Origin of the sequence: Chloracidobacterium sp. (genome assembly GCA_016716305.1) — a bacterium.
Classification (GTDB): Bacteria; Acidobacteriota; Blastocatellia; order Pyrinomonadales; family Pyrinomonadaceae; genus OLB17.
The window spans coordinates 1,118,403-1,144,137 of record JADJWP010000002.1; the positions used below are offsets into that span (position 1 = coordinate 1,118,403).

The following is a 25,735-nucleotide window of genomic DNA, read 5'->3' on the forward strand; positions in this document are numbered from 1 at the left end:
TCTTGAAATCATAAATTTCTCCAAAACAGGTCTGACAACGATCTAAACGGCAGCACACTCGCCGACCGGATCGCTCATAAACGCTTCACACGACTCTATTATCGGAACTTCAGCTTCGACGAGCCCGTCACCAAATTGGTTGCTTTGAGCAAGCGTAGAGAAGTATATCGAAATGTTCTCCAGGATCTCATCCGCCGAATGCGAGTGGTATAAAGTTTGACGAAATTGCGCACCGCCAACGAGCCCTTTTGTGAATTGTCCGGCAAGCTGCTTCATTTTGCCAAGAGCAACCAGTTCAGGCATTTCTTCAAGGCACATCTCAAAAAATTCGAGCAGCACGGCTTTCTTCTCGTCCAGATCAGGCTGGTACGGCTCGCGACCGGCAAGCACATCCGCAAATTGACGAAAGATCCAAGGATTCTGCATTGCCCCTCGGCCGATCAAAATTCCGTCAACACCCGATTCGCGCCATTTTCGCAAACCGTACTCGATCGTAGTGATATCGCCGTTGCCCGAAACCGGGATCTTCACTGCAGCCTTAACCGATCTTATAAAATCCCAGTTCGCAAGACCCTTGTATCCTTGTTCCCGCGTCCGGCCATGAACCTGTATGTGTTCGACGCCACACTGTTCCGCCATCTTTGCGATTTCGACGACGTTTATCGACGCGTCAGAGTACCCGGTCCTTAGCTTCAGTGTTAGTGGTATCGTTATTGCGTTCTTGATCGCTTTCAGTATTTCCTCGAGGCGGCCCGGCTCACGAAGCAAACCCGAACCGCCGCCGTTCTTCACGACTTTCGGCGCAGGGCATCCGCAGTTCACGTCAAGAATGTCAGCTCCGACCTCTTGCGCCATCTCGGCGCCCATCGCCATACGCTCAGGTCGGCCGCCGAAGATCTGTACCGCAAACGGCCGTTCCTCTTCGTCAAAGTTCATTTGGCGCCTGGATTTCGGATTTCCCCTAGTCAATCCCTCGACCGAGATGAATTCAGACACGACGAGCCCGACCCCTCCGCGCCTTTTGATCAAACGGCGAAAGGTGTAGTCGGTCACTCCGGCCATTGGTGAGAGTATCAACGGCGGGTCGATCGGAATGTCGCGTATCTTGAACGGCTGCATTGATCAGACAATCATGGGCAAACTGGAAAAAAGGGGCACCTAACCGGTTTTCTTTCTGTTCTTCAAGACAAAGATGAGGCCGACAAGGAACATAATAAACGATATTACAAGTACCAGTGCGCCGCCGATGACTCCGAAGATCGGCCCCTCGTCCCAGTCAACACGGCCGTCCGTGGCAAACGGTAAAGCTGCCGAAACGCCTGTTAACGCGACGCCAAGCAAAAATCCTAAAACACCAATTACGAGAACGATCTTCCAGAGCATGTTTTCTTCTCCCTTCCTGCGTCTTCTAAAAAAGATGAGAACAAAATGAGACCGGCTGACTCAAACGAAGTCTTGAGGTTAACATAATAATACATTTTGACCGAAATAATCCCGTGAATATCGATGCTCATATTCCGCTAAGATTTAACGCACGGAAGTTTGTAATTCCTTGGGCGACGGCAGTATAATCCGTCAGTTTTGATTAATTTCACATCCGGTTCACTTTTCCGTAAGGCATCGCTCACACCGTCGAAAAGGTGCAATCCAGGATCGTTGAATACGAATCGTAAGGACAACACAACTCGAACAGATTGAGGATAACATCATGAGAATCCCTGCCAACTTTCTTTCGATCATGGTCATTGTGGCCATAACTGCGATTTCTTCCTTTGGACAATCACAGTCAACGACCGGTCTGATACAGGGCACGGTCGTCGACCCGAATGGTGCGGTGATTTCTGGAGCATCGGTCTCAGCACGCAACATTGCCACCGGGTTTGAACGCACTGTCACATCAAATTCTGACGGTTTTTTCACGGCTCCGCTGCTGCCGCTCGGGCGTTATCGCGTTACGACGACCGCAGGCGGTTTCGCATCTACGATACTCGAAAATGTCGATGTTTCGGTAGGGCAGACGCTCTCGCTTCGAATAGAGTTGAAGGTCGGTGAAACTGCCGCTACCGTCGACGTCTCAACTGACGCTGAGGCGGTCGAGACCGCCCGAACGGAACTTTCAACCCAGATCAACGAACGATCGGTTGAGAACCTGCCTATCAATCGGCGTGACTTTTCGCGTTTTGCTCTTTTGACTCCGGGTGTTTCCATCGTTCAAGGGCCGGATGGCGACGAGATCACGATCAATGGTCAGAAAGGGATTCAGAATAACGTGTCCATCGATGGTGCCGACGCCAACAACCCGTTCTTCGGCGAACAGCGAGGCGGACAGCGTCCTGCGTTCACGATCAGTCTCGAATCTGTAAAGGAATTTCAGGTAGTTCCGGTTGGAGCTTCCGCCGAATTCGGCCGCAGTTCCGGCGGTTTTATCAACGCCGTAACTAAATCGGGCACAAACAGTTTTTCAGGAGCTGCATTCCTGTTTTTCCGTAATCAATTTCTATCCGGACAAAACCCCGACGCAGTTGATGCCGGGCTTCCGGTCGAGGATTTTACGAACTACCAGTTCGGCGGGAATGTGGGCGGACCAATAAAAAAAGACAAGGCCTTCTTCTTTGTTGCCTATGAGCGTAACGACGGCGAAAGCAGCAAGCCGAATTCGATCGATCCGATCCTGGCCAACATTTTCGCGACACGTTTCAATTCACCTAACGAGCAGACCGTGATACAACGGACGAACGACGCAGACGTTCTCCTGGGCAAAGTTGATATCAACATAAATAACAATAACCTTCTCACGTTCAGGCACAATTACAGCCGTGCCGAGCAGGTAAATGGCACCTTTGACGTTCCGACTTGGGGTTCAAGCGCTAATGGTCGCGAAACGTCCACTTCAAACTCTTTTATCGCTCAACTGGTCACCAATTTTTCGCCGACGCTTCTAAACGAATTTCGTTTCCAATGGGCGAAAGAAGAAAGACCGCGCTTTTACGATGGGCCCGACCTTCCGGATACGACAATCGGCACGTTTGACGGGTCGATCTCTTATCGATTCGGCCGACCGTTCTTTCTTCCCGTTCCGTCCGACGACGACCGGCTCCAGTTTACCGACAACCTTACTGTGATCCGCGGAAATCATTCGATCAAGCTGGGTGTCGATTTTAACCGCGTCAAGGTGTCGCAGACGTTCATCGGTTTTGCCCGCGGCCGGTACATCTTTGCGGCTCCGACAATAAGCGAAGCGATCGATGGCTTCATCGACTACATCGACGAGGTGAACGCTGACGCACTTGCCCTTTACCTGCAGTTCGCACCGATCGGAAATCGTACGGTCGAAGAAGCCGGAACTCAGGCGTACACTAACATCGAACCCGGGTTGTACATTCAGGATAATTGGCAGGCAAAGCGAAACCTTACGGTTAACCTTGGGTTTCGATGGGAAGCACAGTTTCAGCCCGACCCGATAAACCAGCCTTCGGCAACCCGTTACGGACAGTTTCTGAATGACCCTCGCTTTACTTCTGACGGTACGATACCGGATTTTACAGATGGGTTTGCTCCTCGTTTGGCGATGTCCTGGTCGCCTGGCAATGACGGTAAAACTGCAATCAGACTGGGGGCAGGAATCTATTATGCCCGCATTCCAGGACTTGTTGTTGCAGGCCCCAGGAATACTGACGGCGTGATCGCGGGGAACATTTTCTTTGCCAATTTCCTATGTACGGGCGACAAGATAGGCGGTTTGAACGGTTGTCCCGATTATCCGGGCATCGTTCCAACGGCCGGTTTCAGCCCGTTTAATCCGGGTGTTGCGGTTTTTGAGCGAAACTTCAAGAATCCGCGTACTATCCAATATAGTGCCAGCATCGAGCGCGAGGTTTATAAGAATACCTCGGTGCTCTTCGCATACAACTATGCAAAATCGACTCGGCTTACGCGGTTTGTAAATCGAGGCGACTCAAGGCTTTACGGTGGTGTAGCGATATTCGAGCGGCCTGACGGTTCGGGAATCGGCGAGATCCGATCGACCGAAAGTTCTGCTCGGTCCCTTTATCAGGGGTTAACCTTCACACTGAACAAACGGTTTTCAAACCGCTGGCAGTTCCAGGCCAATTATCTTTTGTCGTTCGACAAATCAGACGATGACAACGAACGTGATCCGTTCACTTTCCGATATGTTGATCCTCGCGATCTCTCGCCCGAATACAATTGGTCCGATCGCGATCAGCGACATCGCTTCAACGCGTTCGCGACCTTCTTGCTGCCGTACGAGATCAATCTCTCACCGATCGTCCAGTATCGTTCGGCTCAGCCAACGTCTGTCGTAAATCGAGGATCGTTTCCAAACATCGTCAAACGCAATACACTGCGTCTCGAGAATGATTTCTTCACGTTCGATATTAGGGCATCAAAGGCCTTTAAGATAACGGAGAAGGTTTCGATCGAGGGCATCTTCGAGGCATTCAATCTCTTCAACAATCGCAACCAACGGAGTCTGCCTCGGCCACTTACCTTTAACTTCGACGGAACGGTCTCTGCCGGTTTCGGCGAGCCGCGACAGGCTCAGGTCGGCGTCAGGTTGAAGTTCTAACAGAATGAAGCGAAGAATGAAGGCTCGCGACCATTTTGGTCCCGAGCCTTTTTTTGTGACAGATGTGTTCGGGTCTAGTTGGCTTTGGTCAATTCGACGCCGGTTGCGTCAAATGAGATCTCGGTCACGGTACCATCTGGATTTCGTTTATCAAATTTTGCACCGTCATCATTGATCAGATGATCGACCTTTTCTTTTGAAAGCACTGTAGTAACAAACTTCCCTTCGGCCTTTACCTTCATGCCGGCCGAGTTCAAAGGTATAAAAAAGAGATGATCGCCAAAGGTCACTCGGACCGATCTGCCTCCCTCCTTATCTGCCATTTCCATCCAACAGCCTTCGGTCTTGCATGATCTGACGATCACGCCTGCGACGGTCACCGTCTGACCTTCGTACTTCTTCGGATCGGCAAATGCCTTTTCGACAGTTGCCTTTTTTGAAGATCGGCTGATCGCCGCTCCACGCGTTATTTTCTCGCCTTTTTTAAGATCTACCGGCTTGTTCTGTTCGTTCTTGGCTACCGGCTCGCCCTTGCTGTTCAGTTCCTGTCCAAAGACCGGAGCGGAATAGACCAACATCAATGCACAAACTACAAAAAGAAATTTCATAATGTCTCCAAAATTCAATAAGATCTCTGATAAACGATCCGTCCGTTCACAACCGTTACTGATACATTGGCAACGTGCGGGGCATCCGGGGCGGAACTGACTCTATTTTGCGATAAAATGACCAGATCTGCCAATTTGCCGACCGCTATCTGTCCCTTGACCTTCTCTTTGAACTCCGCAAATGCAGAACCTATAGTGTGAGAATGTATGATTGATGTCAGCCAGCTGCCATTGTTGAATTCTAATTTTCCGTCATTCCCAGCCGAAAGCAGCAATAGTGGATCAAATTCGGTCATTGGAGCATCCGAACCAAGCGCCAGTTTCGCTCCGGCACGACGTAATCGCTCGTAGTAACCGCTTCGGTACCCGGCACCTCGGCCAAATAGATAGGGTTGGATCGACAAAGTGATGCCAAGCCTTCCGAGCCTCGAAAGGTCGGCCGGTGCGATCCCTTCGGCGTGTTCGATTCTGAATCGCCGGTCGCGTTTGCCGTTCAAGCGGATCGTCTCTTCAATAATATCGAGGACTATTCGATTTGATTTTGCCCCGATCGCATGGATCGCGACCTGCCATCCCGCTTTGTCAGCGGCGATAACATCTTCACGCAGTTTCTGCGTCCAATCATCATCGCCTTCGTGAAATCCCTTTACGCAACCGGTCGTGACCATCGAATCGGGATTGTCGAATTCGGGAAGTTTTTTTGTCTTGGCCCATTCCGAGAGACCCTTGCAATCGTAGATACGTGTCTTCAGTTTGCCAAGACGTTCGAGCTCGCGATATACATCCGCTCGATCGTCTGAATCGGTATCTTGTGCGCTGGTAACGCCATACGATGCAGCATAATTCGATGCCGTTTCTGCTATCTCGGACCATCTGCGGGTATGGTCGGGCGGAATGTGACGAATCAACAATTGAAGTGCTTTTCCCTTTAGAACGCCCGTCGGTTCGCCGCTGATATCGCGAACTATCGTTCCATCAATTGGGTCTGGGGTATTTCGCGAAATACCCGCGATCGTCAATGCTCTCGCGTTCGCAAAAGCAACACTTGGGTCAGCACTGTAAACGAAGATCGGATTGTCCGGTGTCAGGTCATCGATCAAACGAATTGTAGAAGCGCTCGGCGGCTGCAGGTTCCTATCGTTCCAGCCGCTGCCGAGGATCCAGCGCCCCTTTGGAAGAAAACGCACGAAATATGCAAAGAGCTGCCGCATCTCGTCGAACGAACCAACATTGCGGAGATCGACCGACGAAAACTTGTTACCGATCGCCATGAAATGAACGTGGGCGTCATTAATTCCGGGGATGACGATTTTGCCGGCTGCGTCAATGACGGTCGTACGTATTCCGACCAGTCTGCGAACCTCGGCATTGGTTCCGACCGAAACGAATCTGGTACCAATGATCGCGACTGCCTCGACCCGCGGCTTACCGGGGTCCATGGTTAGTATCTCGCCATTAAAAATAACAAGATCGGCGTCCCTCTCTTGTGTCAAAGCCGAACCGCCGATCGATAATATGAAAAGGAATGTTGCGAGAGCCTTCACTTGACTTCGTAAACGACCCGGCCGTCGACAACAGTCGTCAGCACCTTCACATCTCTGATCTTTGACGGTTCGATCGTAAATATGTCGTCCGATAAGATGACAAAATCGGCAAGCTTACCGACTTCGATCGTGCCCTTCTCTTTTTCCTGAAATTCGGCAAAGGCCGATCCAAATGTAAACGCTCTGACCGTTTCTTCAACCGAGATCTTCTGCTCCGGTATCCAACCGTTCGGGTTCTTCTCGTCCAGCGTTCGCCGGGTGACGGATCCATACACTCCCCATATCGGATTAAGCGGTGCTACTGGCGAATCCGATCCAAAAGCCAGAACCCCGCCGCTGTCCAGCAACGTGCGGAATGCGTAAGTCCCTTTGAGCCTTGGCTCATCAAGTCGCTTCCACGCCCATCGGCCATCGTCAATGATATGAAACGGCTGCATCGATGCAACGACCTTTTGGGATCCGAATCGCTTTATATCTTCCTGCCGAAGGTGTTGTGCGTGCTCGATCCGAAATCGACGGTCGCGGTCGCCATTGGCTGCCGCGGTCTTTGCAAAAATATCCAAGACGGTCGCATTAGCTTTGTCGCCGATCGCATGAACGTTGACCTGCAGCCCGGCTTTGTCCGCGTTAAGGACCATTTCAGGCATAGTGGGTATCTCGTCCGAGGCGAGTCCGACGGAATTTGGTGCATCAAGGTAGGCTTGAAAGAACCACGCCGTTGTCGAACCAAGACTGCCATCGGAATATCCTTTGAGACATCCGACCCGCAGCCAGTCGTTGCCAAACGCAGCACGCGCCCCGGTTCGTTCCCAGCGCTTGTAGTCAGCTAACGGAGAGCAACCGTAAACACGCGTTTTCAGCGATCCTCGTCGAAGCAATTCTTGATAGACTCCGATATCGGTTCCGGCCGATACGTCCTGAACGCTCGTCACCCCAAGCGATGCTGCATGGTCTGTCGCTGCCTGCGCGGCTTCCAGACGTTCTTCCCACGACGGTGCAGGAATTATGCGGGTGACGTAGGACATGGCAGCATCTTTCAGCACTCCGGTAGGATTGCCGAGTCCATCGCGTACGATCTCGCCGCCGTCGACGTCCTTAGTGTTCTTATCGACCTTTGCCATCCTCAGAGCTAGTGAATTCGCAAGCGCCATGTGGCCGTCAAGGCGGTCGATAAATACGGGATTGTCCGGCGTCACAGCGTCGATCATCGCTGCGGTGGGAAGGTTGTTCGGGGTCCAATTTTCGTGATCCCATTTACCTCCAAGGATCCAACGTCCTCTTGGGAGTTTCGCAACGAATTTCCTGATCCTTTCGACGAACTCCTCGGGTGTTTTCGCATCGCGCAGATCGACTGAGGAAAGCTGCTGACCGGTCTCAAGAAAATGCACATGCGCATCGTTGAAGCCCGGGATCACGAGTTTTCCACCGGCATTGATCCGGCGAGTGGAACTACCGATATATGGCCTGATGTCAGCGTCCGAGCCGACGGCTATGATCCTTCCTCCGGCGACGGCTATTGCCTGAGCTTTTGGTCGTTTTGTGTCCATCGTTTGGATGGTCGCATTGATGACGACAAGGTCAGCTTCGCGGCCCTGGGCAGCGATCTGGAACGATGTAGCGACGATAATGATGACGAGAAAAATAGTTCGCATTATCAAAATAAAGGGCAGTGAGAAGCCTGAAAGTGTATTCTAAGATTTAGCTACCGGATTATAACAGTGAAAGAGAAGTATATCCATTTTATTGCGATAGTGATCGTGGTGACATACGGCGGTATCATTGTTTTCCTTTACGCGGCCGAACCGCGCTCCATCGAAGAGGCGACGTCAAAAGCCCGCACAACGATCGAGACAATTGCGACCAAAGGCACTGTCGTAATCGGAACTTACCAGGTGGACGCCGCGAAATTCAACGACGGATTAGCGGCATTTCGGCAAGACCGATTTGTCGCAGCCCGCGATTCCTTCGAGCTTGCAGATCCTGAAATGCGCGACCCGCGAACGCAATACTATGTCGCTTACAGCTATTACCGACAAGGTTGGGGCCGCATTTCGAACGACGATCAGTTGTTTCGGCGGTCGCTCGAAACACTCGACCGATTGAAGGTGATGGATCCTGATTTTCGGAGTGACGACGCCGACCTCAAGGCCGCATCGCCGGCCGAACTGCGTAAAGAGCTCGAAGAAGGATTGAAAGTAACAACGAGTGATCTTAATCCGCTTCGCGTCTTCCGCGAGCGAATGTAAGCGGATAACGCGGAAGCAAGAAACGATAACGGCGTGTACCGAGTTTCCAGTATCATCAAAGATGGACACAGAGATCGATAAATCCGATTTGGCTAATTCTCTGGTTCTGCCCCAAAGTGGCAGAGTTAACGAGACTGACGCGGTCGCTGAGACGATTGAAGACGCGGCCGTGACCGATCAGGTTGCTGCACGTCACCCGGCCCGGCAAGCCACCTATATTTACCTACCATTTATTTTCCTGACCGTTACGCTCCTCGGCGGTCTGCGATTTAGCGGTGGCGACAGTTCATTCATATTCATCGCACCGGCTTTGATCTGCCTGGTGTTCGCACTTATTCTGCTGATCTTGTTTTTCCGGGCCAGGCTTATTTCGATCGATGGTTGGTTCACCGAAGAATTCTCAACACTAAAGAATCTTGCGAACGGTTCTGTGATGTTGACGCTATTTGCGGCCTCCGCCCAGATCTTCAACTCACTGCTTCCGGAACGAGGACTTCCGTTCTGGGTCGTCGCATTTTGCTTCTTTTGGATCTTGTGGAACAACCTTTTCGCCGACTTCGACACCAAAAAGCTTCTGCGTAGCCTCGGCGCCCTTTTCGGCCTTGCATTTGTCGCGAAGTACATGCTGCTCGCGAATCTGACCGCCCCGGCCGAGCGAAGTTGGTTGAGGTCGTTGTTCGAAAATCCCGCACAGGAAGCGTTGACCTGGCTATTAGACCTGCCGCGGTTTTCGCCTGTAACCGGCTATGTACAATTTTTTGCGGTCTCGCTGTTCTTCCTAGGGCTGTTTCTAATGCCGTCATCGACGCTTGATAAGAAATGAAATTCCTTACAGTCATCTTTACAGTTGTTCTCGCCTTTTCTGCAGTCCAGGCACAATTGCCTTCGCGTCTGATCAAGAATGCCGAACGGTCGCTCGGCGGCTCGAAGCTGCTTAAGAACCTGCGCTCATGGCAATTGTCTGGGACGATCCGACGCGAAAGCGACGGCAATACCGGCCGATTCGTCATGCAAACCACACAGCCGAATCTCTTCAATTTATCGTACGACCTCAACGGATTTGAGTATGAATGGGGTTTCAACGGCCGCTCGGGTTGGGCACGCGACTCCCGCGATGGACTGCGGACACTGACCGGCGATGAGAGCGTTGATCTTCAGGCTGAAGCCGGCTATCGCAACAGCCTTTGGCTCAGGGCTAAGCAAGAACGTTCGAAGGTCGTGGCAGCCGGACCGAACGCGATCGCCATAAACACATCCAAGGGTACAGGTATTCGTGTTGTTTTTGATCCGCGAACCGGACTTCCCGTCCGTGAGGAATATTCACTCGGCAGCGCAAAACGCACATTCGAATACAGCGATCATCGCAATGTAGGCGGAATGTTGCTGCCTTTCGCGATCAAGATGCAACTCGATTCAGAAGTATATGACCTGACGGTCGAAGATGCCGGCATCAATCGCCAGATAGCTCGCACCGAATTCGATTTTCCTCAGATCTCGGGTGAGCCGCTGCCTGACATCGCCCTATTGCTGGCCGAACTTCAGGACAACGAGGACAGGGTCGAAAAGATCCTGGACACTTATTCTTATGTTCAGAAAAGCATTCGCCGTGAGCTTGGGAAAGACGGGGTCCTCCGCGAGGTCGAGTCTGAGACATTTCAGCTCTCGTTTTACAAGGGCAATCGAATTCGGCGTCTGATCGAAAAAAACGGAAAGCCGCTCAACGAACGTGAACAGGCCACCGAAGATAGATCAGTAGAAAAACGTGTCGAGGAGATCGAAAGGCGATTAGCAAAACAGGAGGCAAAAGCAAACTCCGGTCCGCCTTCCGAAAATGGCCAGCGGGTATCGATCGCAGAAGTGTTGAGGGCATCGCGTCTCGTTAACCCTCGTCGTGAACGCTTCAGAGGCCGTAGCGTAATAGTCTTCGACTTCGAACCTAATCCTGCGTTCGACTACAAAAACGCAAAAAGTATGTTGAAGTTCTTTGGTAAGACGGCCGGAGTGATGTGGATCGACGAAAAGGACAAACAGGTCGCACGGCTCGAAGCCTTTTTAGCGGACAGTTTTAATATCGGCGGCGGCGTGCTTGCGAAGCTGCGAAAGGGAGCGTCTTTTACGCTCGAACAGGAACGAATCAACGACGAGATATGGCTGCCGTCGACGGCTGACGTCAATCTCTCCGTTCGCGTTCTTCTGGTTCGAGGTATCAATGTGAACCAGATAGTCCGTTCGTACGATTATCGCAAGTTCGCGACCGAGGTGAAAAGCGCTGCGGTTGACGAGACAAAGAACCCGTAGGTCCAAAGACTTAGTTCTTTATCGGCAAAACGATCTGTCGGCCGTCGCGTAGGATGCGGATGGTCTTGAGCGTAGAACCATCTTCAAATGTCGTACTTTCGTTGACTGGCCGATCGTCGATCGCTTCGATCGAGTCACCGCTCCGAATACCGGTTCGATCTGCGATCCCGTTCTTGCGAACCGATCGCACTGACACCCCTGAAACGGCCCGATCAGTTTCGACCCCCAGCAATTCGAAGATCTCAAGAAGCGTCGGCTTGCCCTGACGGTCAAAGTCCGGAGGTCGATCGGCCGGTGAAATTCGTTGAGGATCGATACCAGGCGGGAGGATGGGTTTTTCCGGCTCTGTAGCAGACAGGACGATCGAACTGCCGGTCTCGGGCTCTCGCGCAGACGAACTTCGGCGTGTTTGTGTTGGGCGCGTAGCTGTACGCGCCTGCTCAGCTATAGGTGGAACCGCAACGGCTGCCGTCTGTTCTTTGAGGCCGTCAGCGTCGTGGACTACTTTTGGGCTTTCCGATTTTTCGGCCGCCGCCGCTTCATTTGTCACGGAGTCTGAAACTACGACATCCTTCAATCGCTCGTCCGACGGAACGATCAGATCGTTGACGTATAAAAACATCCCAAGAAGCACTAACAGCGAAGCCGGTACAACAAACACCAAAATAGGATTTGACCTTCTTGCGGTACGAGGCGATCCCGCGTTAGCGATCCGCGCTTTCAGCCTGTGTTCAAAATCCCTGGGCGCATCAACACGTACGAGACTGCCGAGCAGCCGTGACATCCGCTCGTCGTCCGGAATGGTCTTATGTCGTTCTGTCTCACCCATTTTCTTTAGACCTGCCCCTTTAGTTTCTCTTTCAAAAGGCCCCGAGCTCTGTTGATCCTCGATTTGGTAGTTCCGAGACCGAGATTCATCACAGAGGCTATTTCGTCGTATGAAAGCCCCTCAATATCGCGCAGCACGATCGGAACACGATATTTTGGCGGCAGCGTCGTTATTGCCCTTGCTATCGCTCGGCTTTGTTCCGCGTCGATGATATCGGCGTCCGCCAGCGGTTTCGTGTCAGCGGGCTGGAACTCGGTCGGATCATCGAGATCATTCTGAAATAGTCCAGTTAACGACAACAGCTTTCGTCGCTTGCGTTTTCGAACCTCGGTTATCGCAAGGTTTGTGGCGATGCGATAAATGTAGGTCGAAAACGCGAACCCTGTGTGATAACGCTCGATAGCAAAGTAGACTCGTACGAATGTCTCTTGTGCGAGATCTACTGCCTCCTCGTAGTCGTTCAAAAACCGGTATAGAAAGTTTGTGATCGGACTGCGGTACCGGGCGACGATCTCGGCAAACGCGTTCTCGTCGCCATTCTTTGCAGCTTCGATGAGTTCGTGATCGGACAACACCCTATCATCCACGGTGATTCTTTGAACCTCCGTTGTGCAATGATCGGTGTTGTCGAGGGCCATACACTCATACTTTTTTACAATACAAACTTTCTTCGGACAAAAGCTGTCCTACGATTACGTACACGCGACAACGCTCCTAAAGTTGCGTTTTCGCTTCTCAATTGCCTTATTGTCGAACAGAAGCCACGGTGATGACGATGAATAGGCTTCCACCATTTTGCGGCAGTGTGATGGTGCCAACCAACGTCGGGACCCCCTGGTCGAACTTGAGCTTTGATGTAGTGATACCTAATCCCTCGTAATTCACCACACCACCCCCATTGTCGACCCCGATCGGCCGGTGACGGACAGGCATCCTCAGACCAAATCGAAAGCTCTCGACCGTAACCGTCCACGCATCCCCATTTAGGACGCGTTTAGGGCTGCCGACACGCCATTCGATAAAGCTTGGGTTCTCCCCCAGCTGTCCCTTTCCGCTGATGGTCGAAATACTTTTGGAGTCGAACACCCCGTTGGCGGCCATACGTCCCACTTGAACGTCCGCGACGCGATAACGCGCCGGACCGAACGACGATTCGAGTTGGCGCAATATCGGGGCGAGCCGTGACTGCATCGTGTCGTCGATACCGGTTTCGTCGTCGGTTACGATCAAATGGAGCGTTATCTCAAGGTTCGGTTCACTTCGGTCCGGGTCAGGCTGCTGAGCAGAAATGCTCAAGGCAAGCTGTGAAGCGATGGTAAAAAGTAGAAGCGAAAAAAGGGCTCGGTTCTTATGCATAGGATTATTCTCCAGATTGGTAGTTCGGAAGAGTAACCCTTTGCACCGCGAGCGGTCTGAAAAGTTGCAAAACTGTGTCTAGTTTGAAACGAAGATCGCATCGTCGATCTTCTGCCCGAATGTGATCGTACCGATACTCGACTCCTCAATGATCTTGTCCTGGGCCCAAAGGACGGTTCTGAAAGGGACGAGCGTCCCCTGAGAGTTGCGGTAGTCGTAGAAGCGACGGCGATATTTCTGGCCGCCGTCATCATATTCGAGCATCATTACTCGCAGGCTCTTCACACTAATATAAAATCTCGTCTTTCGCTCTACCTTGTCGGTGAGATCAATGACATAAAACTCAACGCCCATTATCTTCTCGCGTTCGCCGAGTTCGATCCTTGATTCGTTCTCCTTGTATCGGAGCAATGCCTCGATATTCCGAAAGTGTAGATTCTCGAACGAACGCAGGGCATCGGCGTTCGGTGTGAAGACCGAATCGTTATAAATACCGATCACCTTTGCGTCCTTATAGAGAAGCGAGTAACGCGCGTTTGCGAAGTCTTGTTCGAATCTGATCTGATCGGTCTCCTGCTTATCTCCGCGGCGCGTCCACCGTTGATAACTGATCGAATCCACCCGGCCATCCGGGTTCGTCAGGGTTGCTTTACCTCGTTCGAATGCAGATTTCCTGATCTGATCGAGAACTGCGCGTCCGCCGCCAAAGCCGTATATGAATACGGTTGATTCGACGATCTGTTCAGCGGTAAAGGCCGTGTTCGAGTTTTTTCCCGTCGACGGCTGGACCGGTCGGTTTCCTTCTGGCGAGGGGGTCGGTTGTTGAGCGAACAAGATTGCCGACGACAAAAACAGAATCGGGAGTAGGGCAGCAAGTCTGCTCGAGCGCAATGACACCAATGAAATTCTCCTGATCAACATTTGAAAATTGCAAAAGCGGATTGTAGCACAATCGCAAAGCACGGAGCATCGTAACGCTCGCGAATCTGCTTTACTCGATGAGGTTTGTAAGCAAAAAGATGCATATTACTTGAAGAAAGCTTCCGATGACCTGGTTTATCGCATATGATTGCAATAATCTCATTCACATGCTTCACGTCGCGCTTTTTGAACCTGAAATACCGCCAAATACAGGCAATATAGCGCGTTTGTGCGCGGCGACCGGATCACCACTTCATATCGTCGGAGTGCCTGGATTTCGAATGGACGACCGTACGCTGAAGCGAGCGGGGCTTGACTACTGGCAGCATGTCGAACTCCATAGACACATCGATCTTGAATCGCTCCAAAAGTCCCTTCGGTCGTCCAGATTTCTCTTTCTTACGACCAAGTCAGACCGGCTATACACTGATGTTCGTTACGAAGAAAACGACTGTATTGTATTCGGGCCCGAGACGCGCGGTCTTCCTGGCAGCGTACTTTTGGCAAATCACGATCGATGCCTGAAGATACCGATGCAAAACCCGAATGTTCGAAGCCTTAACCTCGCTACGAGCGTCGGGATCGTGTTGTATGAAGCGATACGCCAGCATTCCACGACTAATTCGACACAACAGTTGCCTTCCGCTCGAAATTAGATGCCGGACATCCTTTCAATTCGTCAATTCGTCTAAACATCGTGTCGGGAATACGACACGATAACGTAGAAGGGAGAAGTTTTGAAGGATGAGAGTATTTACCAAGTTTTTTGTGTTGACTTTGGCAGTTGTTGCTATCTCGTTGAGCGGTGCCTACGGGCAAACCGCCGCATCGGGAGTTTCAGGTGACAGTATTGATCGGCAAGTTCGGAAGAAGATCAATATGTTGCCTTACTACGAGGTGTTCGACTACATTACCTACTCGGTCAATGGCGACACCGTCACTCTCTCCGGCAAGGTTCGTAATGGTGTAAACAAGAGCGATGCAGCGAGTGCGGTAAAACGGATCGAGGGTGTTTCGAATGTAGTCAATAATATCGAAGTGCTGCCGCCGGGCGGCTTTGATGAATCGATCCGTCGCAATCTGTTGCGTTCGGTGGCCAATATGGGCGGATTGTCGCGATACCTTTGGCCCGTAAATCCGTCGGTCAGGCTCGTCGTAGATCGAGGACACGTGACTCTCGAAGGTTACGTCGCGAACCAGACTGATAGCGATCTCGCGAGAATGGCGGCGAGCACGGTCTCGGGTGTTTTTTCGGTCACGAATAACCTTGTCGTTGACAAAAACCGTGCGGGCTAGCCATTGACGATGGTCACAATTTACCGAAGACCGGCCGGCGTACGATTCCTGCCGGTTTTTGCTTTTTGTGGCCTAGACATCTCATTCGCCGATCGCCCACGACCACACTCATTTGCCTTTACCGCACCAATCCGTCATTATTTCTGTTTGCTTTAGGGGACGGAATATCGACTATGATACCCAACGACAAGATACGAAACATCGCCATTATCGCTCACGTTGACCATGGAAAGACGACGCTCGTTGACGCAATGCTGGCTCAATCAGGCACGCATCGTGACAATGAAACGGTCGTTGACCGAGTGATGGACTCAATGGACCTCGAGCGTGAGCGCGGTATCACGATCATGGCGAAGAACACGTCAGTCCGTTACGGCGACTACAAAATTAACATTCTCGACACACCGGGTCACGCTGATTTCGGCGGCGAGGTCGAGCGTGTTCTGAAAATGGTCGACGGCATTGTTCTTCTTGTTGACGCTGCTGAGGGCTGTCTGCCGCAGACAAGATTTGTGCTACGGAAAGCGCTGGAACTCAAGCTCCCCTGTATCGCTCTCGTCAACAAAATCGACCGTCAGGATGCTCGTCCTGAAGAGGTTTTGGATGAGATCTACGACCTGTTCATCGATCTCGGGGCCAATGATCAACAGATCGAGTTTCCGGTTCTTTATTCGATCTCACGTGACGGCGTTGCCAAAAAGAGCCTCGCAGACGAAAGCAAAAACCTGATCCCGTTATTCGACCAGATCATCGAAACCATACCCGCACCGCACGCGCTTCGTGACGATTCCCTCCAGTTGCTTGTGGCAAATATTGACTACAATCCATTCGTTGGGCGCCTTGCGATCGGCCGGATCTTCTCAGGACAGATAGCCAAGAACCAGGAAGTCGCGGTCGCCAAGCGTGACGGCACCATCGGCAAGACACGCGTAAAGGAGCTTTTCGTTTTCGAAGGCCTCGAACGAACGACGGTTGCAGAAGCAGGTACTGGCGAGATCGTCGCGCTGGCCGGTTTTGACGATATCGAGATCGGAGAAACGATCACCACAACAGAAAATCCGAAACCTCTGCCCCTCATTAACGTCGACGAGCCGACCATCGCGATGATCTTTGGCGTTAATACGTCGCCATTTTCAGGCATCGACGGTAAATTCGTGACCTCGCGTCAAATCAAAGAACGGCTCGATCGCGAGTTGCTTGGCAACGTTGCGCTGCGTGTCGAGCAGACTGAAGCGGCGGAACAGTTCAAGGTCTCGGGCCGCGGTGAACTGCAGCTCGCGATCCTGATCGAAATGATGCGTCGCGAGGGATATGAACTTCAGGTATCGAAACCGGAAGTGATCACCAAACGGGACGAGAAGACCGGTGAATTGCTCGAACCTATCGAACTCGTCGTGATCGATGTCCCGGAGGAGTTCATCGGCGTTGTAACTGAAGCAATGGGCCGCCGCAAGGGTCAGATGACCAAGATGATCAATAACGGCAGCGGCCGCGTCAGGCTGGAATTTGAAGTACCCTCGCGCGGTTTGATCGGATTCCGCGGCGAGTTTCTCACGGAAACAAAAGGGACTGGCTTGTTAAATACACTGTTCCTGCGGTTCGACAAACACCAGGGCGAAATGAAATCGCGCCAGACCGGCTCGCTTGTATCTGACAGAATGGGCGAGACGAACACGTACGCTTTATACAACCTGCAGGAACGCGGTGTTTTGTTCGTCAAACCTCAAGTGAAGGTATACGAAGGCATGATCGTCGGAGAAAACGCCCGAGCGGTCGATCTGGATGTAAACCCGATCAAGGAGAAAAAGCTTTCGAATATGCGCACCACGAGCGCAGACGAAGCGATGCGTCTCGTCCCGCAGCGTGAAATGTCGCTCGAACGAGCGCTCGAATTCATTGCGGACGACGAATTGATAGAGGTGACGCCCAAAGCGATCAGGCTCAGAAAGCGCGTTCTGAAGGCAAATGAGCGGCCTAAGAAGTAAAGGTCATTTTTTTGTGCCGTGTGCAGTGAAATCCAGTTCGTGCAGATCCCCCAACAGTTCGAATGACCGCTGTTCAGGTTCGAAGACATACCGCTTATGGCCGGCGGTCAACACATAAAACTCGCCAGCCTGCATTTCATCGAATCGAAAGTAACCGAACGGATTGGTCGCAGCTTCGACGGTGGTGCCGCGGAGCGCATTCAGCAGCGTCAGTCGCGCCCGTCCCAATCCATTACCGTTAACGTCAACGATGCGTCCGCTTATCGAAGCATTCCCAGATGTTGGAGCAATATCGTTCTCCAAGCGCGCTAAACCGATGAGACCGCTCGACGTTCCGGAAAGGACTATCTGCTCGTCTGATTGAAGGTTCATTACCGGGTTGAGATCGGAGTTGCGAAGATCGACCGATGCGATCCCGCCGTTTCCGAATATCTCGGCCGAACTTGCGGATCGGAATGAACTATCGAGCGTTCCGTCAGGGTTATATCGGACAACAATATAATTTGAATTGCTTCCGAATGTGCCCCAGCCGGATACAAGGATCTTATCGTCTGACTGGATGACAACGGAACGTGCCTGGCTGTGACCGGTGCCGATCGCAGTGGTCACGATGCCGTCGCCTCCGAAACTTGTGTCAAGGCTGCCGTCGTTCTCAAATCGAACGACAGCAATCTCCGTGAATGTGCCGTTGTTTGCCTGGCCGGCTAACACGATCTTACCGTCGGACTGTAGTGCGACCGATGCGGCAAGGTCTGATCCAGAAAAGACAGGCGTTGTTGCGATGCCATCAAGATCGAAGGTCGTATCGAGACTGCCGTTCGCATTGTATCTGACAACCGTGAAATCGTCGTTCGATCCGTTAGATGAAGATCCGGCAGCGATGATCTTGCCGTCCTTCTGGATCGCGATGTCAACGATATTGGAATGGCCGGATCCGACCGACGTGGTCACTATCCCATCGGCATCGAAAGTAGTATCAAGGGTTCCGTTCGGATTATACCGAACGACCGTAAAGTGGAAAAAGCCGGGGTTGGCCGCGCGCCCTGCTACGACGATCTTTTCATCGGACTGAATTTCGGACGTAAACGCCTGGTCATTCCCGATGACAACCGACGTAGTGACCTTCCCATCGGTGTCAAACGAAGTATCAAGCGTGCCGTCGATGTTATATCGGACAACGGCAAAATTATCTTGCGAACTAACGCGGGTCGAACCCGAGACGACGATCTTGCCATCAGGCTGAACGCTGACCGATCGAGCTTCATCGATTCCGGTTCCAACCGCGGTGCGTACCCGTCCGTCACCGTCAAAAGTGTTGTCGAGCATTCCGTTTGGATTAAGACGGGCCACGACAAAATCGAAGTTCCCCGAAAACAAGAGCGTGCCGACTGAAATGATCTTTCCATCTGATTGGATAGTCGAATCGCCATGTGCAACCTCGAAGTTACCTGCCTGAACACTCACACGCCCGTCCGTATCGAACGCCGTGTCAAGAGTTCCATTCGTATTGTAACGAGCAAGGGCCGAATCTATATCGGTTGATGTTGAGGTCAGGCCAACGGCGATGATCTTCCCGTCAGGCTGCATCGCCGATGCAAGGGCCTCGTCGCGAGAGGTCCCGAATGTCGTAGTGACTTTGCCGTCGCCATCAAAACTGGTGTCGAGGCTGCCGTCTGCGTTATAGCGTGCCATCGCGAAGTCGTTGTTACCTACCAATGCAAAACCTGTCACGACTAGCTTGCCGTCTGCCTGTAACAATACGGAACGGCCCTCATCCGAACTGGCGGAAATTGGGGTTGTTGCCAACCCGTCGACGTCGAACGACGCGTCAAGGCTTCCGTCCGGGTTGTACCTTGCGATCGCAAAATCAAGGTTCGTCATAGTTGCAATACCCGCCGCGACGATCTTGTCGTCGGGCTGTATTACAACCGAATAAGCACCATCCCTGCCGGCACCGAATGATGTCGTGACACGTCCGTCGAGGTCGAACGTAGAGTCAAGACTGCCGTTAGGATTGAATCGGGCGAGGGCGAAATCTTCGGCTGTAGAACCTGAAAATCCGGCAGCGACTATCTTTTCGTCGTCCTGGATCGCAACCGAAAACGCTTCGTCAAACCGGCCGGCAAATGCGACTATCACTTTTCCGTCGCCGTCGAATTCCGTGTCGAGGCTGCCGTCCGTGTTGTAGCGGGCAACTGCGAAATCATCGTTGGACGGCCCTTCGCTGATTCGCGCCCTTCCCGCAACGACGATCTTTCCGTCGGGCTGTATCGCGACCGATCGGGCAATGTCTATCAAATTGCCGGAGGAAATTGGCGTAACAGCGAGTCCGTCACCATCAAATGTCGTGTCCGGCGTTCCGTCAGAGTTGTACCGTGCTACCGCAAAATCGGACGATGTACCTACACCTACGGTCTGGCCAACAGCAACGATCCGACCGTCCGCCTGGATTGCCACGCCGTGAAAGATGTTATTGCTGGTGGAGCTGGGGAAAACAGGCCTGACGATTCCCGAATTGCCAAACGTCGCATCAAGACTGCCATCTTCGTTGTGTCTGGTGATCAGCGTTTCGAGCATTGCGGACCCGTCAGCATGCACGCCAACAGAAACTGATTTGCCGTCCGGTTGAATGGCGACACCGTTCAATTGATCGTTACCAATGCCGAAGCCTACTCTGACAGTACCCGTTCCATTGAAGGTGGGGTCAAGGTCACCGGCGGCTTGAGGCGATGGCATCAGACTCAGATCGTCTGCGAGTTGACCGTACATAAAACTGATCGCCAAGACTCCTAGCAACACTGACATCGAGATGCTCTTTTTCATCGGTATCGCCCCCACAGGTCATTTTGACGATTGTCGCTGGCCTTTGATTCGAAAGTCTTCAATATTTTCTGAATTATTTGTGGATTTTTGTTATCTGATGGCTTTGAGGCATTAAGCAAAGAAAGGTCCGTGAACGTGCTAAATGCGTGTTCTGTCCTACCGAATGCCTTCTTGACACTATGCACCGTCTAAGATATTTTACTGATCGGTTAATTAACCGATCAGTTTTATATACTTTGGAAGCTCTGGGATTGAACCGAGAAAGTCGCTCGGCATACTTGAGTCTTTAACTCACTCTGCCGATGAAATTCGTTCGCACATGACCAAATGGTCTTTGTCGATGTCGTGATGCTGAAAACCCGGTACCGACAAGAAATATACAGCGAATGGCCGAGATGGCCGCAGAAATGGTCATTTGGCCGCACCTGCCTAAACTTACCGAAACCATGCAACCAAAATTTGACGACCCGCTCAGCTCCACGTTTTCCGCACTTGCGGACCCGACCCGGCGCGCGATACTTGCGCGCCTCGCTTCGGGCGAGGCGACCGTGACTGAACTTGCAAAGCCGATGAAGATGTCGATGCCGGCCGTTACCAAACACCTCAAGGTTCTCGAAAAGGCTCGGCTCATCAGACGCGGACGCAAAGCCCAATGGCGCCCCTGTTATCTCGAGGCAACTCCGCTAAAAGATGTGGCGGACTGGGTCGAGCGTTACCGGCGATATTGGGAACAAAGCTATCAAATTCTGGATGTTCATCTAAAAAGAATACAGGCGAATGAACCTGGCTTTGGCGACATCTTTGATAAGGAGACAAGATAGTGGCGAACACGACCAAAATAGTTGCTGAACCGTACAAGCAGGAATTTCATATCATTCGAGAATTTGGCGCTCCGTGCGAGTTGGATTTCGAGGCTGACGTCGACCCCGCGATACACGTCAAGTGGGTGCGTCCGAAGGGATGACGATGACGATCGAGACATGGGACTGCCGCAACGGCGGTTCGTATAAGTACACCCATGAACGAGATACAAAAAGATATTCGTTCTTCGGCGTCTTCCATGAAGTGCTCACCCCGGAGCGCATTATCGGGACATTTGAATTTGATGGGCTGCCCGAACGCGGCCATATGATACTTGGAGCAACCGTTTTCGAAGAGTTGGCAGATAGCTGCGAGATAAATTCGGTATATCATGGCAGGTAATCCCGCCAATCTTAACCGAGCTATTTGCCGACGCGAACCGCGTGAAAGCCGGTCGTGTTGCTCAGGCGATGTTCAAGATGAACAAGATGATCATCGCCGACCCCGAAGCCGCTGCATTCGATCAGAAAGCTTAAGTCAGCGATCGAATCGACTCCATTCCGGCGTTGCGACGAAAGTTGGTCAAGTATTCAGCTCAACTCTCGGTATCGCGAAGAATAGCTAATCAAACGGGGCATCGCGGTCGGTATTCGCGGAAACATCTTGGTCGTGTCCGGAGTGAATAATTCTCTGGTTGAGAGTAAAATTGCGGGAAACGGCAATCGCCTCGTCAGCATTATGCAAAAGCGTCTCTCGAAATCAGATTTTATTAGCTATCTGGAATGTCCCGGTGAGTTTTGGCTTCGATCTCACAAACCGTCGTTATTCAACATTAACGATACGGTTGAATCTGAACATTTGCGCCAACAAGGCTATGAAGTTCAACGAATGGCACGCCAACTCTTGCGCTTCGAGAGTACCGACGCCTCGGTCGAATTCGAACGAGTATTTGAGACCGATGCTTTCTACGCCCGGAGCGATATCGTTCGGATCGACGCCGCAAGCCGCACGGTCGATCTATATGAGATCAAGTCATCGACAACCATTAAGGACGAGCACATCGAAGACCTGGCATTTCAAAAGTTGGCCGCGAAGAGTTCGGGCACCTCGGTTGGCCGCTGCTTCTTGGTCACTCTGAATGGTGAATATATCCGACGCGGTGCGATCGACATCGAACAGCTCTTTATGATCACTGATGTGACCGAGCGGGTCGACAGTTTGATGGCTTTGACAGAGCAAAAGGCTGCGGAAGCACTAGGTTTTCTCGATACCGTCCCGAAGCCGTCGCTAACGGATTATTGTGATGCGAAAAAGTTGGACTGCGAGTTCGTTCGCCATCACTTCCCGAATCTGCCGGAATACACGGTCTTTGATATCGCACGATTGAACAATGGCAAACGACGACAATTGCTTGCGGATGGTATCGTTGATATTGCGGATGTCCCGACCGATTTTCCACTGTCAGACAAACAGCGTCGTCAGGTCGAGGCAGCTCGTTCTGGTGAGGTCGTGATCGACCGCGAAGAGATCGCGAAACGTGTCGAATCCTGGCAGTACCCGCTGCACTTTCTCGATTACGAGACGTTTTCCTACGCCATCCCGCCGTTCGATGACATAAAGCCATTTCAACACATGTGCTTCCAATACTCGCTTCACACGATCGATGCCCCGGGCGGCAGACCCAGGCATGTATCTTTTCTCTCTCGTGACGAAGAGACTCCGGCTCGAGCGATGGCGGAAAGCCTTGTTCGCGCTATGTCGGGCGGTATCGGGACCGTTTTTGTCTGGTACGAACAGTTTGAAAAAGGGCGCAATTCCGAGATGGCCGCGATGTATCCGGAATTTTCTTCGTTCTTCAACGAGGTCAATTCCAGGATGTACGACCTGATGAAGATCTTTTCTGACCATCTATACATACACCCAGGATTCAAAGGACGAACTTCGATCAAGAAAGTCCTTCCTGTGCTCCGACCGCAATTGTCGTATGCCGAACTCGGTATCGGCGACGGTATGACCGCTTCGATCAATTGGTATCGAACCCGAACATGGAATTCGATCGGAGAAAGCGAACGACAAAAGATCTTTCAAGACCTGGAGGCCTATTGTCATTTGGATACGCTTGCAATGGTCGAGATCTTTAACGAGATCGTATCGCTCTAAGGTCCATGGTTCGGCCTTTTGACAAATCGATCGGCTAAATCTACTTTCGAACTTTAATTCAATGGATGAAAGTCGCGAAGAATGGAAGGTCTGTCATGTGAATGCATACCAACTATCGTTGTTGGAGCACCAGTTCACGCCGTGGTCTATCCGAAGCCGACAGATCTCTGCGCATCGCGGCATGGTTTGATCGCATTTCGTGTGAGCTTGGCGAGATCGAATTTCGCGGCGGCCGAGACAACCATATTGAAACCAAAAGGAGATAAGAATATATGAAGATAGCGATGATAATTGTCCGAACCCTTATGGGACTGCTTTTTCTGTTTGCTTCAATAACGTTTCTCTTTGGACTTTTCCCACAGCCCGAGTTAACCGGTCCGATGAAGACGTTTAACGAGGGACTTGCCGCTTCGGGCTATTTTTTTATGCTCTTGAAGATCACCGAGCTCGTTTGTGCCATAGCGCTGTTGGTCGGCCGTTTCGTGCCGTTGGCATTGGTCATCCTTGCACCGATCGTCGTAAATATTTTCTTCGTCCACTTGTTCCTTGATCGTACTGGCCTTCCGATCGCCATCTTTTTGGTGGCCGCGATGTCGTTCGTCGCTTATTACTATCGAAAGAACTTCGAAGGTGTGTTATCTGTGAGCTAAGATCGGGGTTAAATTTGGATCAGAAGTTTGTAAAAGCTGCCTTCGTAGTTCGCCCTTAGATAAAGCGCGAATCGTCTTTTAGGATCTTACGGCTCTGTTTCGGGTATAGGACGATTGCCTGCGGTTAGCTATACTTATGTCTTGCCGCCGCTCGGTCAAGATCCAATGACAGAAGAAACCAGCGTAGAAAACGAATTCACAGAGAAGTTCGTAGCCGAATCCACGCCCAAGAAATCGCGATATGATCGCTCAATAGTCGAGGGGCCGCTTAGCCGCGCAGTATGGAAGATCGCCTGGCCGACGATGTTAACCAATGTCATCGCCGGGATGCAGGGAATAATCGATCACGTTTTGGTCGGTAATCTTGTCGGATACAAAGCAAACGCCGCCATTGGGATCAGTTTTCAGATATTTCTGGTCGTGATCGTTTTCATTTCGTCGTTGTTTACGGGAATGAGCGTTTTAGTTGCACGGTTTGCCGGCGCGCATGATGTCGAGAAAGTTAACAACACCGTCTATCAGGCATTTCTGACAGCCGCATTCATAGCAGTCGGTATCATGGCCCCGGTCGGTTACTTTGCCGCGCCGTATCTGCTTGATTTTGTTAGCCCGGACGCCGGTGTCAAAGCAGAGGCGCTTCCGTTCCTTCGGATCACATTCGTATTCAGCTTTGGGCTTTTGATCTATTTCATGACGAGCGGAGCACTCCGTTCTGCAGGGGATGCCAAGACACCGATGATCCTCGGTATCGTTATGACGGTACTCAACCTAGTGCTGAATATCGTATTCATAAGTGGCTTCGGACCGATACCAGCATTCGGTACCGCCGGATCGGCGATTGGGACAAGCATTGCCACCGGCATAGTCGGGCTATACGCGATCTTTAAGCTATGGAGCGGCGGATGGGTCGTCGGATTTCCCCGCGGTAATGGTTGGGGGCCAAATTGGAATGTTATCCGATCGCTCTTCAAATTCGGACTTCCGACAGGCTTTCAGGGCATAGCAATGAATATCGGCGGTGTTCTGATGCTTTATTTTATCGGTTCGCTTGCGCAGAGTGCAGCGTCTCAGGCAGCGTTTGCCGTTGCGTACACGCAATTGTTTTCCTTGGTTACATGGACATCTGTTGGGTTAATGGGTGCGGCGGCGGCTGTCGCCGGGCAGAACCTGGGTGCCGACAATCCCGACCGGGCGAACGCAGCTGTACATACAGCGGCAAAATTCGGCCTTGTCGGAGCAACGTTTTTGGGCCTGCTGTTTTTCTTCTTTCCCCGACTGCTGCTTGGATTGTTTGGTATGAGCGAACCGGCGGTTCTTGAGATCGGGACGCAATTACTTCGCGTATTGAGCATCTCCGGCATTTTTATTGCGATGGCGCTCACCTATACCGGTGGATTACAAGGGACCGGCGACACCAAGAGCCCACTCTATATATCGATAATTTCACAATTGGTGCTCCCACTTAGTATTTGCTTTGTGATCAAGCAAACCATCGGCCTCGAGCCTATACACATTTGGCTGGCGATCCTCGCGGGGCATTTTACGCGGTTCATTCTTAGCTTCACCCGATTCAGGCAAGGCCGATGGCGAAACATCGTGGTAGATATAACGGTCAGCCCGAACAGGTGAT

23 protein-coding genes are annotated in these 25,735 nt (G+C 51.7%); 13 read left to right on the plus strand and 10 right to left on the minus strand.

Annotated elements, in window-relative coordinates:
- Positions 1 to 42: 42 nt before the first annotated feature.
- The gene (gene dusB / locus IPM28_06985) at positions 43 to 1,119 is read right to left on the minus strand and encodes a tRNA dihydrouridine synthase DusB (protein MBK9172738.1); all 1,077 of its coding nucleotides are present in this window, start codon (positions 1,117 to 1,119) and stop codon (positions 43 to 45) included.
- A gap of 39 nt (positions 1,120 to 1,158) precedes the next feature.
- Positions 1,159 to 1,383, minus strand: coding sequence for a hypothetical protein (locus IPM28_06990; protein MBK9172739.1), 225 nt, complete (start codon positions 1,381 to 1,383; stop codon positions 1,159 to 1,161).
- Between the two features lie 325 nt (positions 1,384 to 1,708).
- Here IPM28_06990 and IPM28_06995 point away from each other — a divergent pair, with 325 nt between their 5' ends.
- Positions 1,709 to 4,588 (plus strand): TonB-dependent receptor, encoded by a 2,880-nt coding sequence (locus IPM28_06995; GenBank protein ID MBK9172740.1) that lies wholly within the window; start codon positions 1,709 to 1,711, stop codon positions 4,586 to 4,588.
- A 74-nt stretch (positions 4,589 to 4,662) separates the two neighbouring features.
- On the opposite strand, the gene IPM28_07000 is transcribed toward IPM28_06995, so the two are convergent.
- The 3 genes from IPM28_07000 to IPM28_07010 all read right to left on the minus strand — a co-directional run bounded on the left by IPM28_07000 (position 4,663) and on the right by IPM28_07010 (position 8,392).
- Positions 4,663 to 5,196: a DUF4920 domain-containing protein gene (locus tag IPM28_07000; GenBank protein ID MBK9172741.1), complete on the minus strand. Its 534-nt coding sequence runs from the start codon at positions 5,194 to 5,196 to the stop codon at positions 4,663 to 4,665.
- Positions 5,197 to 5,210: 14 nt separating this feature from the next.
- Positions 5,211 to 6,635, minus strand: a complete 1,425-nt coding sequence (locus IPM28_07005) for an amidohydrolase (protein MBK9172742.1) — start codon at positions 6,633 to 6,635, stop codon at positions 5,211 to 5,213.
- A gap of 101 nt (positions 6,636 to 6,736) precedes the next feature.
- Positions 6,737 to 8,392, minus strand: coding sequence for an amidohydrolase (locus tag IPM28_07010; protein ID MBK9172743.1), 1,656 nt, complete (start codon positions 8,390 to 8,392; stop codon positions 6,737 to 6,739).
- 66 nt (positions 8,393 to 8,458) lie between these two features.
- On the opposite strand from IPM28_07010, the gene IPM28_07015 reads away from it, so the two are divergent.
- From IPM28_07015 to IPM28_07025, 3 genes are all read left to right on the plus strand, one after another.
- The gene (locus IPM28_07015) at positions 8,459 to 8,986 is read left to right on the plus strand and encodes a hypothetical protein (GenBank protein MBK9172744.1); all 528 of its coding nucleotides are present in this window, start codon (positions 8,459 to 8,461) and stop codon (positions 8,984 to 8,986) included.
- Positions 8,987 to 9,047: 61 nt separating this feature from the next.
- The gene (locus tag IPM28_07020; GenBank protein ID MBK9172745.1) at positions 9,048 to 9,809 is read left to right on the plus strand and encodes a hypothetical protein; all 762 of its coding nucleotides are present in this window, start codon (positions 9,048 to 9,050) and stop codon (positions 9,807 to 9,809) included.
- The gene (locus IPM28_07025) at positions 9,806 to 11,284 is read left to right on the plus strand and encodes a hypothetical protein (protein MBK9172746.1); all 1,479 of its coding nucleotides are present in this window, start codon (positions 9,806 to 9,808) and stop codon (positions 11,282 to 11,284) included. The genes IPM28_07020 and IPM28_07025 overlap by 4 nt, the downstream gene beginning before the upstream one ends.
- Positions 11,285 to 11,294: 10 nt before the next feature.
- On the opposite strand, the gene IPM28_07030 is transcribed toward IPM28_07025, so the two are convergent.
- The 4 genes from IPM28_07030 to IPM28_07045 form a co-directional block, all read right to left on the minus strand.
- Complete coding sequence (locus tag IPM28_07030) at positions 11,295 to 12,113, minus strand: hypothetical protein (GenBank protein ID MBK9172747.1); 819 nt, start codon at positions 12,111 to 12,113, stop codon at positions 11,295 to 11,297.
- Between the two features lie 5 nt (positions 12,114 to 12,118).
- Positions 12,119 to 12,700: a sigma-70 family RNA polymerase sigma factor gene (locus IPM28_07035; GenBank protein MBK9172748.1), complete on the minus strand. Its 582-nt coding sequence runs from the start codon at positions 12,698 to 12,700 to the stop codon at positions 12,119 to 12,121.
- Between the two features lie 157 nt (positions 12,701 to 12,857).
- Positions 12,858 to 13,469, minus strand: a complete 612-nt coding sequence (locus IPM28_07040) for a hypothetical protein (GenBank protein MBK9172749.1) — start codon at positions 13,467 to 13,469, stop codon at positions 12,858 to 12,860.
- 78 nt (positions 13,470 to 13,547) lie between these two features.
- Positions 13,548 to 14,318 (minus strand): hypothetical protein, encoded by a 771-nt coding sequence (locus tag IPM28_07045; GenBank protein MBK9172750.1) that lies wholly within the window; start codon positions 14,316 to 14,318, stop codon positions 13,548 to 13,550.
- A 239-nt stretch (positions 14,319 to 14,557) separates the two neighbouring features.
- On the opposite strand from IPM28_07045, the gene IPM28_07050 reads away from it, so the two are divergent.
- The 3 genes from IPM28_07050 (at position 14,558) to typA (ending at position 17,671) form a co-directional block, all read left to right on the plus strand.
- Positions 14,558 to 15,046: a tRNA (cytidine(34)-2'-O)-methyltransferase gene (locus tag IPM28_07050; GenBank protein MBK9172751.1), complete on the plus strand. Its 489-nt coding sequence runs from the start codon at positions 14,558 to 14,560 to the stop codon at positions 15,044 to 15,046.
- Positions 15,047 to 15,134: 88 nt separating this feature from the next.
- Positions 15,135 to 15,686: a BON domain-containing protein gene (locus IPM28_07055; GenBank protein MBK9172752.1), complete on the plus strand. Its 552-nt coding sequence runs from the start codon at positions 15,135 to 15,137 to the stop codon at positions 15,684 to 15,686.
- 173 nt (positions 15,687 to 15,859) lie between these two features.
- The gene (typA, locus tag IPM28_07060) at positions 15,860 to 17,671 is read left to right on the plus strand and encodes a translational GTPase TypA (GenBank protein ID MBK9172753.1); all 1,812 of its coding nucleotides are present in this window, start codon (positions 15,860 to 15,862) and stop codon (positions 17,669 to 17,671) included.
- Between the two features lie 3 nt (positions 17,672 to 17,674).
- Here typA and IPM28_07065 read toward each other — a convergent pair whose 3' ends face one another.
- Positions 17,675 to 20,494: a carboxypeptidase regulatory-like domain-containing protein gene (locus IPM28_07065; GenBank protein ID MBK9172754.1), complete on the minus strand. Its 2,820-nt coding sequence runs from the start codon at positions 20,492 to 20,494 to the stop codon at positions 17,675 to 17,677.
- A gap of 446 nt (positions 20,495 to 20,940) precedes the next feature.
- On the opposite strand from IPM28_07065, the gene IPM28_07070 reads away from it, so the two are divergent.
- From IPM28_07070 to IPM28_07095, 6 genes are all read left to right on the plus strand, one after another.
- Positions 20,941 to 21,315, plus strand: coding sequence for a winged helix-turn-helix transcriptional regulator (locus IPM28_07070; GenBank protein MBK9172755.1), 375 nt, complete (start codon positions 20,941 to 20,943; stop codon positions 21,313 to 21,315).
- Positions 21,315 to 21,458: a hypothetical protein gene (locus IPM28_07075; protein ID MBK9172756.1), complete on the plus strand. Its 144-nt coding sequence runs from the start codon at positions 21,315 to 21,317 to the stop codon at positions 21,456 to 21,458. Before IPM28_07070 ends, IPM28_07075 begins: the two co-directional genes overlap by 1 nt.
- A 2-nt stretch (positions 21,459 to 21,460) precedes the next feature.
- Entirely contained in the window at positions 21,461 to 21,697 is a 237-nt protein-coding gene (locus tag IPM28_07080) for an SRPBCC domain-containing protein (GenBank protein MBK9172757.1), read from the plus strand.
- Positions 21,698 to 22,183: 486 nt separating this feature from the next.
- The gene (locus IPM28_07085) at positions 22,184 to 23,455 is read left to right on the plus strand and encodes a DUF2779 domain-containing protein (GenBank protein MBK9172758.1); all 1,272 of its coding nucleotides are present in this window, start codon (positions 22,184 to 22,186) and stop codon (positions 23,453 to 23,455) included.
- A 272-nt stretch (positions 23,456 to 23,727) separates the two neighbouring features.
- A complete protein-coding gene (locus tag IPM28_07090) occupies positions 23,728 to 24,105 on the plus strand; it encodes a DoxX family protein (GenBank protein ID MBK9172759.1) in 378 nt (125 codons plus the stop codon).
- 165 nt (positions 24,106 to 24,270) lie between these two features.
- Entirely contained in the window at positions 24,271 to 25,734 is a 1,464-nt protein-coding gene (locus IPM28_07095) for an MATE family efflux transporter (protein ID MBK9172760.1), read from the plus strand.
- Position 25,735 lies beyond the last annotated feature (1 nt).